16 protein-coding genes are annotated in these 14027 nt (G+C 44.1%); 8 read left to right on the top strand and 8 right to left on the bottom strand.

Annotated elements, in window-relative coordinates:
• Nucleotides 1-82: 82 nt before the first annotated feature.
• Entirely contained in the window at nt 83-727 is a 645-nt protein-coding gene (gene adk, locus ACVA54_RS12850) for an adenylate kinase (protein WP_099079311.1), read from the bottom strand.
• Nucleotides 728-1045: 318 nt separating this feature from the next.
• Nucleotides 1046-2950 carry a molecular chaperone HtpG gene (gene htpG / locus ACVA54_RS12845; RefSeq protein WP_099079310.1) on the bottom strand — a complete coding sequence of 635 codons (1905 nt, stop codon included), beginning with the start codon at nt 2948-2950 and terminating at the stop codon, nt 1046-1048.
• A 271-nt stretch (nt 2951-3221) separates the two neighbouring features.
• Here htpG and ACVA54_RS12840 point away from each other — a divergent pair, with 271 nt between their 5' ends.
• The 3 genes from ACVA54_RS12840 to ACVA54_RS12830 are packed head-to-tail and all read left to right on the top strand — an operon-like array spanning nt 3222 to nt 5422.
• Nucleotides 3222-4094, top strand: a complete 873-nt coding sequence (locus ACVA54_RS12840; RefSeq protein ID WP_099079309.1) for a winged helix-turn-helix domain-containing protein — start codon at nt 3222-3224, stop codon at nt 4092-4094.
• An 11-nt stretch (nt 4095-4105) separates the two neighbouring features.
• Complete coding sequence (locus tag ACVA54_RS12835; protein WP_099079308.1) at nt 4106-4621, top strand: regulatory protein ToxS; 516 nt, start codon at nt 4106-4108, stop codon at nt 4619-4621.
• Nucleotides 4622-4666: 45 nt separating this feature from the next.
• Entirely contained in the window at nt 4667-5422 is a 756-nt protein-coding gene (locus tag ACVA54_RS12830; RefSeq protein ID WP_446649665.1) for a sulfite exporter TauE/SafE family protein, read from the top strand.
• A gap of 71 nt (nt 5423-5493) precedes the next feature.
• Here ACVA54_RS12830 and yfcE read toward each other — a convergent pair whose 3' ends face one another.
• From yfcE to ACVA54_RS12800, 6 genes are all read right to left on the bottom strand, one after another.
• The gene (yfcE, locus tag ACVA54_RS12825; RefSeq protein ID WP_099079306.1) at nt 5494-6039 is read right to left on the bottom strand and encodes a phosphodiesterase; all 546 of its coding nucleotides are present in this window, start codon (nt 6037-6039) and stop codon (nt 5494-5496) included.
• Nucleotides 6040-6109: 70 nt separating this feature from the next.
• On the bottom strand, nt 6110-6319 hold the full coding sequence (locus ACVA54_RS12820) for a hypothetical protein (RefSeq protein ID WP_099079305.1): 210 nt from the start codon (nt 6317-6319) through the stop codon (nt 6110-6112).
• Nucleotides 6320-6467: 148 nt separating this feature from the next.
• Nucleotides 6468-6875, bottom strand: a complete 408-nt coding sequence (locus ACVA54_RS12815) for a CBS domain-containing protein (RefSeq protein ID WP_099079304.1) — start codon at nt 6873-6875, stop codon at nt 6468-6470.
• Nucleotides 6872-7222, bottom strand: a complete 351-nt coding sequence (locus ACVA54_RS12810) for a P-II family nitrogen regulator (protein ID WP_446617476.1) — start codon at nt 7220-7222, stop codon at nt 6872-6874. The genes ACVA54_RS12815 and ACVA54_RS12810 overlap by 4 nt, the downstream gene beginning before the upstream one ends.
• Complete coding sequence (locus ACVA54_RS12805; protein WP_099079302.1) at nt 7212-8003, bottom strand: DUF1538 domain-containing protein; 792 nt, start codon at nt 8001-8003, stop codon at nt 7212-7214. Before ACVA54_RS12805 ends, ACVA54_RS12810 begins: the two co-directional genes overlap by 11 nt.
• Nucleotides 8000-8734 (bottom strand): DUF1538 domain-containing protein, encoded by a 735-nt coding sequence (locus ACVA54_RS12800; RefSeq protein WP_099079301.1) that lies wholly within the window; start codon nt 8732-8734, stop codon nt 8000-8002. The genes ACVA54_RS12805 and ACVA54_RS12800 overlap by 4 nt, the downstream gene beginning before the upstream one ends.
• 261 nt (nt 8735-8995) lie before the next feature.
• On the opposite strand from ACVA54_RS12800, the gene ACVA54_RS12795 reads away from it, so the two are divergent.
• The 5 genes from ACVA54_RS12795 to ACVA54_RS12775 all read left to right on the top strand — a co-directional run bounded on the left by ACVA54_RS12795 (nt 8996) and on the right by ACVA54_RS12775 (nt 13616).
• A complete protein-coding gene (locus ACVA54_RS12795; RefSeq protein ID WP_119463681.1) occupies nt 8996-9913 on the top strand; it encodes a TIGR01777 family oxidoreductase in 918 nt (305 codons plus the stop codon).
• A gap of 36 nt (nt 9914-9949) precedes the next feature.
• Entirely contained in the window at nt 9950-10777 is an 828-nt protein-coding gene (locus ACVA54_RS12790; RefSeq protein ID WP_119463682.1) for an SDR family oxidoreductase, read from the top strand.
• Nucleotides 10778-11231: 454 nt separating this feature from the next.
• Nucleotides 11232-12086, top strand: coding sequence for a thioredoxin family protein (locus tag ACVA54_RS12785; RefSeq protein WP_099079298.1), 855 nt, complete (start codon nt 11232-11234; stop codon nt 12084-12086).
• 154 nt (nt 12087-12240) lie between these two features.
• Entirely contained in the window at nt 12241-13155 is a 915-nt protein-coding gene (locus ACVA54_RS12780) for an SPFH domain-containing protein (RefSeq protein ID WP_099079297.1), read from the top strand.
• Nucleotides 13155-13616 carry an NfeD family protein gene (locus tag ACVA54_RS12775; RefSeq protein ID WP_446640138.1) on the top strand — a complete coding sequence of 154 codons (462 nt, stop codon included), beginning with the start codon at nt 13155-13157 and terminating at the stop codon, nt 13614-13616. Before ACVA54_RS12780 ends, ACVA54_RS12775 begins: the two co-directional genes overlap by 1 nt.
• Nucleotides 13617-14027: the final 411 nt, after the last annotated feature.

Raw genomic sequence — 14027 nt, 5'->3', positions numbered from 1 at the left:
CCATACTTACAGGCTGAATAAAAAAAGCGACCCTGAGGTCGCTTTTCAATATATCAAAATATTAAATTTTGCCGTTAGCAAATTATGCCAGTGCTTTCTCAATATCTGCACTGACTTCTGCAACTTGCTTAGTACCGTCGAATTTAAGGTACTTAGTGTTACCCGCTTCTGCTTCTTTACCGTAGTACTCGATTAGTGGTGCAGTTTGCTCATGGTAAACACCGAGACGTGCACGTACTGTCTCTTCTTTATCGTCATCACGAACAACAAGATCTTCGCCTGTCACATCATCTTTACCTTCCACTTTAGGTGGGTTGTAAACAACATGGTAAGTACGACCTGATGGTAGATGCGCACGACGACCAGCCATACGCTCAACAATAACGCTGTCTGCAACGTCGAACTCAATCACGTAATCTACGTCAACGCCCATTTCTTTTAAACCATCTGCTTGAGGGATAGTACGTGGGAAACCATCTAGTAGGAAACCTTTCGCGCAATCGTCTTGAGCGATACGTTCTTTGATAAGACCAAGGATGATTTCATCAGAAACTAGCTGACCAGCGTCGATAACAGCTTTAGCTTGCTTACCAAGCTCTGTACCTGCTTTGATAGCAGCACGAAGCATATCACCAGTAGAGATTTGTGGAATACCGTATTTTTCCATGATGAAGTTTGCTTGTGTGCCTTTACCTGCACCTGGAGCACCTAGAAGAATGATGCGCATGATTTATCCTCTTTACTATTTAAGATTTATACCGAAGCTCACAATAACTAACCTTCCCGGACATCAACCCTTAGAAGCACGCAACGATAAGTTTCGGTATAACGTATTAGGCGAGCCAAAATACACGCCTTATTAGTCACATTCAAGTTTGGGATTCTAACACAGGTTCATCATTCAATGAGCAGTTTAAGACTAAAGAATGTTAGTGAAGCCTGCTTTCTTGCCTTATTGATTACTAACTCAACACTTAAAGGGTGAATCTATGAGGTTGCAAACAAAAAGCCCACATTTTGCGAGCTTTTTGCTGATATTTGACTATTAAACCTTAGTCAAAAGCTTATTGATAGCACCTACAAATTGCGTAGGATCTTCCATAGAACCTCGCTCTGCCAGCATTGCTTGACCTAGTAAAACTTCAACCCAACGGCCAAATGCTTCTTCATCGGCTTCATCCGCCATGCGCTTCACTAGTTCATGTTCAGGGTTAATTTCGAAGATGTACTTCACTTCTGGTACCGCTTGGCCTGCTGCTTCAAGAAGCTTCGCCATTTGCGTTCCCATTTCAAAGTCATCTGTAACAACCACTGCCGGTGTTGTTGCTAGTTTGAAGGTAGTACGCACTTCTTTCACACGATCGCCTAGGTAAGACTTAGTGCGCTCAACGACAGACTTAAACTCTTCTTCCGTTTCTTTCTGCTTTTCTTTTTCCGCTTCGTCTTCAAACTTGCTTAAGTCTAAGCCTGCTTTCGTGATCGATTGGAACTGCTTGCCATCAAACTCTGTCAGGTAGTTCATCAGCCACTCGTCAATGCGGTCGAACATCAAAATCACTTCGATGCCTTTTGCTTTGAACTGCTCTAGGTGAGGGCTGTTTTTCGCTGCTGCGTAGCTATCTGCTGTTAGGTAGTAAATCTTATCTTGGCCTTCTTTCATGCGTTCAACGTAAGACGCCAAACCCACGGTTTGCTCAGCCGAATCCACTTCTGTTGTAGCAAAGCGCAATAGACCGGCCACTTTCTCTTTGTTTGCCATGTCTTCTGCAACGCCTTCTTTCATCACAAGGCCGAACTCTTTCCAAAATGATTGGTATTTCTCTTCATCATTCTTAGCCATGCGCTCAAGCATTGTCAGGACGCGTTTAGTACAAGCATTACGTAACGACTGAGTGACCTTGTTGTCTTGTAGGATTTCACGCGATACGTTTAATGGCAGATCATTGGAGTCAATCAAACCACGAATAAAGCGCAGGTAAGACGGCATGAACTGCTCTGCATCATCCATAATGAAGACACGCTGTACATACAGTTTGAGACCCGATTTATGGTCGCGATTCATCATATCCCAAGGCGCATTTGCTGGAATGTAAAGTAAGCTAGTGTAGTCGTTCTTACCTTCTACACGGTTATGACTCCAAGTAAGAGGGTCTGCGAAATCGTGAGAGACATGCTTGTAGAACTCTCGGTACTCCTCTTCAGAGATATCTGACTTATTGCGAGTCCAAAGTGCTTGAGCTTTATTAATTTGCTCCCACTTCTTCTCACCCGTTTCTTTACCTTCGTCATCGCGAACCGCAGTTTGGATAGAAACTGGGATGCCGATATGATCAGAGTATTTGCTGATCACATCACGTAGACGCCATTCATTTAGGAACTCTTTTCCTTCCTCACGCATGTGAAGCACGATATCAGTACCACGAGAATCTTTAGTGATGGTCTCGATGGTGTACTCTCCTTCACCCGCAGAGCGCCATTGTACGGCTTCATCAGCGGCAAGACCTGCGGCACGAGTGCGTACCGTTACCGTATCAGCGACGATGAACGCAGAATAGAAGCCTACACCAAATTGACCAATCAACTGAGAATCTTTACTTTGTTCATCAGATAATTTTGAGAAAAATTCTGCCGTGCCTGACTTTGCAATCGTACCAAGATGCTCGATAACGTCATCACGGCTCATACCAATGCCATTATCAGAAATCGTTAGCGTATTCGCATTTTCATCAAACGCCAGTTTTACGCCGAGATCCGCATTACCGTTATATAGGTCTGGATTCGATAACGCTTGGAAGCGCAATTTATCTGAGGCATCAGATGCATTTGAAATTAGCTCGCGTAAGAAAATTTCTTTATTGGAATAAAGAGAATGAATCATCAGGTGAAGTAACTGTTTTACTTCTGATTGAAAGCCACGAGTTTCTTTGTTTTGTGATACGGTTTCGCTCATGTTTACTCCATAACATCTAAATTAAGGGGGCGTTATCTGACATACCCCTAACAGCAATCTCATCGAAATTGCATTACTAATATGTCATTTAACATGTGGCTGACAAATGTAAATTCAAGGTCAAAATTGCTAAAAACAGTGTTTTTTAAGATAATTTTAATTATCCTACTTTCCTAAAATCATCTAAAACGTAACACGTGCCTTTGCGTCCGATCCAATTGTGTGACGTGAATCACTTTGTATATAGAATCATCCACTTAAGAAGAGCTAAATGACAAACATCGGCACCAAGTTTTTAATTGCTCAAAGATTTGTCTTTGATCCAAATAGCAATTCGCTCACTGACCAACAATGCGACAATGAAGTTGTTCGATTAGGAAGTAACGAAAGTCGTATCCTCCTGATGTTGACTGAGAGACCTAACGAAGTATTAACACGCAACGAACTGCACGAGTTTGTTTGGCGTGAACAAGGCTTTGAGGTGGATGATTCAAGCCTAACTCAAGCCATTTCAACTTTGCGTAAAATGTTGAAGGATTCAACAAAGTCACCTGAATTCATAAAAACCGTTCCTAAACGTGGCTACCAACTGATTTGTTCCGTTGAACGCTTAAGTCCACTTTGCTCAGATTCCCCCTTTTCTCACGAAAACCTTGATAGTGAAAGCGAAGCGCCTATCGTTGATTTAGAGCAGTCTACGGAACAGCCCACAGAAACCACTGCAGACGTAAACAAAGACGGTGAAACACCGCTAGAAACCTCACAAGCAGCCCCTGTTTCTACCACAAGCAACTGGCTAGTGCGTGCGCTTCTCCTACTGGCATTACTATTACCAATTTGTGTTGTATTGTTCACCTCTCCTGCAGAATCGCAATTCCGTCAAATTGGCGAGTATCACAATGTGCCCGTCATGACACCAGTGAACCATCCTCAACTGAACCGTTGGCTCCCGTCTATAGAGCAATGTATAAAGCGCTATGTTGAGCACCACATCGAAGACTCCTCTCCGATGAAGGTTATCGCAACGGGTGGTCAAAATAACCACCTAACCTTGAACTACATCCACGATAGCAACCATTCGTATGAGAATGTGACGCTGCGTATCTTCGCTGATCGTAACGACCCAACCGATATTTGTAATTAAAGGAGGCTGAAATGAAGATTAAAGTAGCATCTGCGGTTTTAGCCGTATCTATCCTTTTTAGTGGTTGGCTATATTGGGGCAGTGACCTAAAAATAGAACAAGTTCTGACCGCCAACGAATGGCAGTCAAACATGGTGACACTGATTAAGGATACCACCCCCGATAGTACGATGGGGCCACTTCGCCGTGTCAATGTTGAATCAAACGTAAAATACCTACCAAATGGTGATTACATTCGCGTGGCGAACATCAAGTTGTTTGCGCAAGACTCAACTTCTGAATCCACCATCAACATTTCAGAAAGAGGTCGCTGGGAAATCAGTGACAATTATTTGTTGGTCACGCCATCTGAATTCAAAGATATCTCCTCATCTCAGTCCAAAGATTTTTCTGAGGATCAACTTCACTTGATTACACAAATCTTCAAACTTGATGCGGAGCAAAGTCGCCGCATCGATATCGTTGACGAAAAAACACTGCTATTAACTAGCCTCAACCACGGTTCTACGGTACTGTTTAGAAACTGATTTTGATTCGATAGTAGGGGGCAAGACGCCCCCTTTATTTTGCTCATGGATTGGCTAAATACTCTTACTCTCTTTCTCGGCTCTCTTATCGCCAATACGCTAGCTTCGCTTTCTGGCGGCGGTGCTGGCTTGCTGCAATTCCCTCTTTTGATCTTTCTTGGGCTGCCTTTCTCTGTCGCGCTAGCGACTCATAAAGTCGCTTCAGTGGCGCTCGGCTTAGGAGCAGCGAGTACGCATCTAAAAGCAGGAACAATCAAAGCCAAAGTTGCACTCTACCTAATACTGGTTGGTAGCATTGGTGTGGTTCTAGGTGCCAACCTCATCGTGCAGCTCCCTGATGGTATTGCAGAAAAAATGCTTGGTACCATGATCCTTGCACTCGGTACTTATTCTCGCTTTAAAAAAGAACTCGGCCAAACTGAAACCAGATCGCACCGAGATCCCTTTGGCTTGGCTGTGGGCGGTATGGGCTTAATGGTTATCGGCGTGATCAACGGCTCACTGACAGCGGGTTCAGGTTTACTCGTTACGCTATTTTTAGTCCGCTGGTTTGGCTATGACTACAAACAAGCCGTTGCTTATACCATGGTATGCGTTGGGCTATTTTGGAATGGTATTGGGGGAATCGCCGTGGTTCAAGCTGGCGCTCCGATCCACTGGGCATGGCTTCCAATATTATTAGTGAGCTCTTTCTTGGGGGGGAGTCTAGGCGCATGGGCAGCAACGCGTTATAGCAATCGAGTGATTAAAATCGCCTTCGAAATCCTCACTTTTACTGTTGGCATCAAGCTGCTAATGTAATGTTGTTCAATCAAAAACAAAGGAAAAGAAAGGAAACCAATGGATCCCTTTCTATTCATTCGACTAAACGGCTAAATCGTTGTTTGTGCCAACACCTCACCTTCCGGTGTCTGCACTGTTAGCGTATTATTTTCCAGTAAGCCATAGCTTCTTGGTAAGCCATTACGTGGAAACGTCATCGAGCCAGGATTAAATATCACCGCGCCATTTTGCATCTCAGCAACCGGCACGTGTGTATGACCAAGCGCAATGACATCACCTTCACGTAGCGAAGGACGCTTTTCACTATTATACAAATGACCATGGGTCAAAAATAAACGCTTACCAGACTCAAGTAAAACCCAGGCGTAATCCATCATCATAGGGAAATTAAGTAGCATCTGGTCAACTTCGCTGTCACAGTTACCACGCACAGCAATAATCTGATCACTGTACTGATTCAGTAACTCTGCAACTTGCAGTGGGTCATGGCCATCTGGCAGCGGGTTTCTTGGACCGTAATTAAGTATATCGCCTAACAAAATTAAATGGTCAGCACCTGATGCCAAGTATAGCTGGATGGTCTCTTCGGTTGCCGGTAAAGAACCGTGCAAATCTGAGGCAAAAAATAGTTTCACAACACCGTCTCCTCAAAAAGTAAGCGGGTATTCTACGGTATTCTTGAGGAAGCTCAACCAACGTGCGAGATTACTGATGGCGAACAAACTCAATCAACATCGGGAGTAAATAAAACCAAGCGACGTATCCAACCCCAACTAGCACGATGAACCACACGGTGAGTGATAAGAACTTAGATTTCGCGAGATGGTTGAGTGGATCCGGTTCCCCACAACACGGGCAGGTATGAGCGCGTTTCGATATTGGCTTCTCACACACAGGGCAATCAACTAATGGCATGATGCGAATTCCTCAACGTCTTTCTGAATTATCAAAGAATAAGCATCAAGAAAAGGATATGCAACTCATACAGTCAATTCAGGCAAGGATACTTTTCGATTCAGAAAATGAGCAAATACTGAGCAAGGTGCACGAAATCGAACCTAGCTTACATCTCTTCCTTCACCATTCCATTTATAACAATATTGTTATAACTCACCATTCCAATCACTTGTCCATTTTCAATCACTGGCGCACGACTAACACCAAAGCGTTCAAACAAACGAGCGCAATATTTAACGTTCATGTTAGGGTCTACGCACAATGCAGGTTTTGTCATGATCTCATAGATATTTGTGCGCTGAGGTGCTCTGTTTTTCGCTAATACCTTCTTCGCAATATCATTCATCAGTACGATGCCGTATTCATCATCTTCATTGCGTTTTTTTACCACTAGCGCTTTCACCTGATTTTTTTTCGCTAATGTAATTCCCTCATAGACCGTCATCAATCCATCAACCATTACGTATGTCGCTGCCATAACGTCTCTTACCCGAATCCGCTCATGATCACTCATAACTCACCCTCTACCACTTTCGTCAATGTCTCTACCTGATGGGCCACCCCCACCGCATCTTCCACATCAATCTGCACCGCGATGCCTTGTCCCGACTCTTGGTCAAACTCACCGACTTCGTTAATGGTTTCCAATATGTGGCGTGACAAATGCTCTTCCACCACAAACAACAACACATCTCTTTGCACTTCGAGCGTAAGCCCGAAAAAAGTACGTTTTTGGTTTAGGCCTTCACCCCGAGCATTATTTATCACGGTGGCTCCGGTCGCCCCTGCTGCACGTGCGGCATCAAGTACTTTGTCTGTTTTACCATCTTCCACAAAAGCTAGGATGAGTTTAAAGCGCATTTTCTTTCTCCTCCGATGGTTTTTTATTTAACCACTGAGTTATTTGAGCGTATGCCATAACAGAAATAATAGGGAATAGGCTGGCAAAAGCGATCAAGCCGAACCCATCAATCATCGGATTACGACCAGGAACGGTAGACGCCAAACCAAGCCCTAGTGCGGTGACTAACGGCACCGTAACCGTGGATGTCGTAACCCCACCGGAATCGTAAGCTAACGGCACAATCAGACGAGGAGCGTAAAACGTTTGAATCACCACCACGATATAACCAACAATGATGTAATAATGAATCGGATCGCCAACCACAATGCGATAGCTGCCTAGCGCAATCCCTACGGCAACCCCTAACGCCACAGCCCCCCTCAAACCATTAACGCTAATACTCCCCCCGGAAACTTGATTTGCTTTTATCGCCACGGCGATCAAAGAAGGCTCAGCGATGGTGGTACTAAAACCAATCAAAAACGCAAATAAGTACACCCAGTAATAATCAACCCAACTCAGCACCTGGCCTACCGATATCTTAAATTCGTTCAGAAACTCTGGCGCGGTCAGTTGTACTGCCATCGTTTCACCAAGAGGAAATAACGCCATTTCTAAGCCAAGCAGAAATAGCGAAAGCCCAAAAATCACATATAAGAAACCCAGTAATACCTTAGGTAAGTTTGTAACTGGACGGCGCAACACCGCGAGTTGGAAGCCAAAGATTATCGTCGCAATAGGTACAACATCACGAATGGTAGAAAGAAAAGTGTCAGCGAAATGATCAAACGAAATCATGCAACCACCATCCCGTAAACCATCACAAACATCATAGGCAGCAATGAAGCAAAAGCTATCAACCCGAAACCGTCGATCATCGGGTTTCGTCCCTTAATGGCAGACGCTAACCCAACCCCAAGCGCCGTCACTAAAGGCACCGTAATGGTGGACGTAGTCACACCACCAGAATCATAGGCAACACCTATGATGGATTCTGGTGCAAACCCAGTCAGTATGACCACACCAATGTAACCACCAATAATCATATATTGAATTGGCCACCCTTTTAGAATTCTGAGTACACCAAGAACAATCGCAAGCCCCACTGAAAGCGCCACTGTCATTCGTAAACCCTCGGCATACTCTTGCATTGACTCCTCAGTATTTAGGATCATCCCCCCTTCGGCAGCGACCTCCGATGCCTCTTCTGCGACTGCCGTCAGTGCTGGTTCGGCAATGGTCGTTCCAAAGCCCAAACAAAAAGAGAAGATGAGAAGCCAAAACACGCTGCCTTTTCTCGCAAAGGCTTGCGCCATATTTTCACCAATAGGGAATAATCCAAGATCTAAACCGAAAATAAAAAAGGTGAGTCCAAATACAACCAGCAGTAGACCAAATAGAATTGAAAATAAATGGGGTAATGGCTCCTGTAACACAACGAGCTGAAAAAAAGAAATAACAACAACAATCGGTAACAGATCACGGGCACTATTGAGTAAGGCTCGAACTAGAGCAACAAACGAAGCCATATACTCTCCTTACCGTAAGTTGTGATTGTGATTAAATTCAGCATGGCATACTTTTCTATAGGTAAGTGTGAGCGACTCAAAAAGCTCCATAACATAATGTTACCATTAGCCAAAATTGTGAGCTTCGAGTAGAAAGTTAGAAAAATGCGTCTAACTCATTAGTTACTAATAATAAAAATAGCAGTACAAGTGGTTGAAATGAACACGCCTAGCGCACAACGACTATAATATGTACATCGTTTTAACAATCGAAGGGAATTCATGAAGATATTATTGACTGGTGGTACAGGCTTTATAGGGTCAGAATTACTCAAGCTCTTAACCACTCATCAAATTATGTTGTTAACGCGAAACCCTGCACAAGCGAAACAACGTCTAAAACATGCCGATGTTGGTAATATTGACTATTTGGATTCCCTTGATTCGATCGAAGATTTGAATGACGTTGACGCTGTAATCAACCTCGCTGGTGAGCCGATTGCCGATAAGCGTTGGACAACAAAACAAAAAGATCTTATTTGCAAAAGCCGTTGGAAGGTAACCGAAAGAATTGTAGAACTGATCCACGCCAGCACCGAACCACCTTCTGTATTTATCAGTGGCTCTGCGGTGGGGTATTACGGCGATCAACAAGATCACCCCTTCGATGAATGCTTACAAGTCAATAGCGATGAATTCACTCATACCGTCTGTGCGAAATGGGAGCAAATTGCTAAGCGCGCAGAATCAGAGCAAACTCGCGTGTGTCTGTTGCGAACTGGTGTGGTACTCGGCCAAAATGGGGGCGCACTTGCCAAAATGCTCTTGCCTTACAAACTGGGCTTAGGCGGCTATTTGGGCAATGGCAATCAATACATGCCTTGGATCCACATTCTCGATATGGTACGCGCCATTATGTATTTATTGGAAACACCACATGCCCACGGAGAGTTTAACTTGTGCGCTCCTCACCCTGTCAGCAACCGGAACTTCAGCCGTACCTTAGCAAAAACCCTCAAACGTCCTCACCTCTTATTCACCCCGAAATGGGTGATGACCATGGCAATGGGTGAATCCTCATGCCTGTTATTCGATAGTATTCGAGCCAAGCCAAAGAAGCTCACCGAGCTAGGCTTTAAGTTCAGTTATTCGCGAGTCGAACCTGCACTCAAGCACTTGCTTAACGATAGAAGTTGTTGAATGATAAGGATCACTGACCCTTTGTGAGCCTTCTACATGAAAAAATCGATTCTAATCACCGGATGCTCGACGGGCATCGGCTACGTATGTGCCCATGCTTTACAGAAAGAGGGGTTCAACGTCATCGCCTCTTGCCGTCGCGATCAAGATGTTGAACGTCTAAACCGAGAAGGGTTAACCTGCATAAAACTGGACCTCAATGATCCTGGCAGCATTTCCCTCGGGGTGAAGCGCACACTCGAATTGACAGATGGAAAGCTTTACGCCGTCTTCAATAATGGCGCTTACGGCCAACCTGGCGCATTAGAAGATTTACCTACTCAAGCACTTCAAGCGCAGTTTCAAACCAATTTCTTTGGCTGGCATCAGTTGGTTCGAGAAATCCTTCCTCAAATGCGAGCACAAGGTGAAGGGCGCATCATTCAAAACAGTTCAGTACTAGGCTTTGCGGCAATGAAATATCGTGGAGCCTATAACGCCTCTAAGTTTGCGCTCGAAGGTTGGACCGATACCCTCCGCTTGGAGTTGATGGACACCAACATCAAAGTCGCGTTGATCGAGCCTGGCCCAATTGAAACCCAATTTAGGCACAATGCTTTAAAAGCTTTTGAGCAATGGATTGACGTTGAAAGCAGCCCACATAAAGCGGCCTACGAAGGGCAAAAACAACGTTTAGACAATGATAAATCGAACAACAAATTCGTCCTCCCTGCGGAATCTTGCATTGATCCCGTGCTACACGCATTAACAAGCGACAAACCCAAAATTCGCTACCGAATCACGACACCAACCAAAGTCTTTGCCGTACTGAAACGCCTGTTACCGACTCGTTTACTTGATAAAATTTTGCGACAAACCGCATAAAAACTTTTTATCACCATGTAATTTTACCGTAACAATATGATGTCATTATGAGCATGTAGGTTAAGAAAACCTCAATGTTCGAATCAATTTCTTAGTCAGTATCTTTATCCATCAAGCCTGAACGCGATGCCGATACTCACTTAGATTTGGTATCGCCACCCTTTTCTGTTTTGTATTTGCACGAGACAATAATGACATTAAATCAGCTTAACTGGCTTAGTGTGGGTGTAGTGTTGGCCATGCTCATCCTATTTTGATTCCACACCTAGCACACCAATAACGTCTACTCTACATCGTACTGGAGCTGGCCAAATTTATTAGCACTTTCGCTTGCTATCTGGAACACGCTGCTTCGGTAGCGTTTTTCCTTTCTATCTGCTTGAACGCTTGAATTTCCATAATTTCAACTCCATATCTACAATCAACAACAAGAAACAAAAGCAAGGATACTCTGATGCAATCCCCATTTATCGTTGAGTTAACAGAACAAAATTTCCGCGAAACACTTGAAGGGTCAATGAACACGCCTGTGTTGATCCAATTCTGGGCGAGCGCTCAACCTGAAAGTGCGCAGGTAATTCCTGAGCTACAAATGCTGACTCAGCAATACAATGGCACATTCACACTTGCTTTATTGAACTGTGAGCAACAGCCCGCACTTGCCTCTCAGTTTGGTGTTCAAGTACTGCCAACCATCGCTTTATTTATCAACGGTCAAGCCGTCGATGGTTTAGGCGGGCCGCAAGCTATCGATACGATTGCGGCAATGCTACAAAAACATTTGCCAAGCCAAGATGAACTCCGGCTCCAACAAGCAAGTGATCTATTACAACAAGGTGAGCATGCGCAAGCGCTCACTATCCTACAAACCTTACCAGAAGAGATCCAAGCTCGTGGTGATGTAAAGCTCGCCAGCGCAGACTGTCTACTTGAAACCAAGCAGTTTGAGTTGGCACAAACGCTGTTGAACGCGATCCCACTTGAGTACCAAGACAACTACTATAAAGGCTTGATCGCTAAGTTAGATCTGCATCTTCAAGCAGCAGACAGCCCAGAACTTCAGCGCCTTGAGCAAGAGCGAGCAACAAATCCTGACAACTTAGAATTGGCGTGTGAACTTGCGATTCAATACAACCAAGTTGGCCGTGACGAAGAGGCATTAGAACTGCTTTGGAACATTCTCAAAGTAAATCTCGGCGCTCAGGATGGCGAAGTGAAGAAAACCTTTATGGATATCTTAAGTGCACTAGGCCAAGGTAACGTAACCGCAAGTAAATACCGTCGTCAGCTATACTCTATCTTGTATTAGCCTTATTAAGGCAACATGTAGTACAACTATAAGGCTGGATTATTCTGGCCTTTATTCTGTCAGGAATCTAGCACAACTCTCATTTATTCAATTGTTTAATCCCCCTTAATGCGCAAAAATAAACCAACACATTATGCACTTTAGGGAATAGCACATGCCAATTGACTCATTAATTACCATCGGTATTTTCGTCGCTCTGGCGATCATCATTCTCGCCTCTGCAATCAAAACGGTTCCGCAAGGCAATAACTGGACGGTAGAACGCTTTGGGCGCTATACCCACACTCTCAAGCCCGGGTTAAATTTGATTATCCCTTTCATTGACCGCGTTGGGCAAAAAATCAACATGATGGAGCGCGTTCTCGATATTCCAGCGCAGGAGGTCATTTCCAAAGACAACGCGAATGTCGTCATTGATGCCGTTGGCTTTGTTCAAGTGATTGATGCCGCTAAAGCCGCTTACGAGGTCAACGATCTTGAACATGCGATCCGCAACCTTACCCTAACCAATATTCGTACCGTCCTTGGTTCTATGGAGCTGGATGAAATGCTCAGTCAGCGAGACATGATCAATACAAAATTGCTGACCATTGTCGACCAAGCAACGAACCCATGGGGAGTAAAAGTCACTCGTATCGAGATAAAAGATGTCCAGCCGCCAGCTGACTTAACAGCAGCAATGAATGCACAGATGAAGGCAGAACGTAACAAACGTGCCGAGATCCTAGAAGCTGAAGGTATCCGTCAGGCAGAGATACTTCGAGCTGAAGGCCAAAAACAATCTGAAATATTAAAAGCTGAAGGTGAGAAACAGTCTGCTATTCTTCATGCTGAAGCACGTGAACGTGCGGCTCAGGCGGAAGCGAAAGCAACACAAATGGTTTCTGACGCGATAGCTCAGGGTGATATGCAAGCGGTCAATTATTTCATCGCTCAAGGGTATACCGACGCACTGAAAAGTATCGGCCAAGCGGAGAATGGCAAAATCATCATGTTACCTATCGAAGCGACGGGCCTGATGGGGTCTATTGCGGGCGTGGCAGAAATGTTTAAACAAGGCAAAGCGTAATGAGCTTATTTAGTTTTCTGCAAGGGGTAACTTTTTGGTATTGGATCGCATTTGGTCTCGCATTGCTTGCCGTGGAGTTGCTAGGGACAGCCGGTTATTTTCTCTGGCTCGGGATATCGGCTCTACTTGTCGGCATGATAATGTCCGTCCTCCCCATAAACTGGCAACTCCAGTGGCTTGCTTTTGCTACGTTCAGTCTCGTCACCACTTGGTTATGGTGGCGTCGCCAATGGGCGAAAGACAGGAAAAACGATCAAGAACGGGATCTTAACCAAAAACATAAACAGCTTATTGGTAATATCGTCACCCTTGAAGAAGATTTTAAGGTTGGAATCAACCGACTTCGTGTGGCAGATACCACTTGGTCTGCCCAATGCGAACATGATCTCCCTGCCGGGACCAGAGTCGAAATCGTCGCGATTGAAGGTATAATCTTAACCGTAAAACCCGTCTCTCAATAATTTTTGCCAAAATAAAGGGGTGACTATCACCCCTTACTTCAGTCCTTTCTAACTACCTATTATATTTCATTACGTTATTTTAATTACCAATGGAAATTAAGTGATAGATATATTAATAAAATCCTATCCATTTTTAAAACACCTTCCTTGAAGTTGATAAACATTCAGCAACATACATATCAAAATAGACTAAATGTAAATCTAAATTCATTTTAAAAAATAAAAGCTTATTGAATTTATTTTTGATCTTTTCGGGTCTCTATACATACTTAACGCATAAGCATGGGTATGAAGTGCTTATATTTTTAAAGGTAAGTAAGAGGGAAAACTATGAAATCATTTTTACCATTACTTCTCACAGCGTTGTTTGCATTTTCAGCATCAACGACTGCTAGTACACTAGGTTCAACC

The sequence above is a fragment of the Vibrio sp. PNB23_22_6 genome (assembly GCF_052877535.1).
This window is presented reverse-complemented; position numbering and strand designations above follow the sequence as displayed.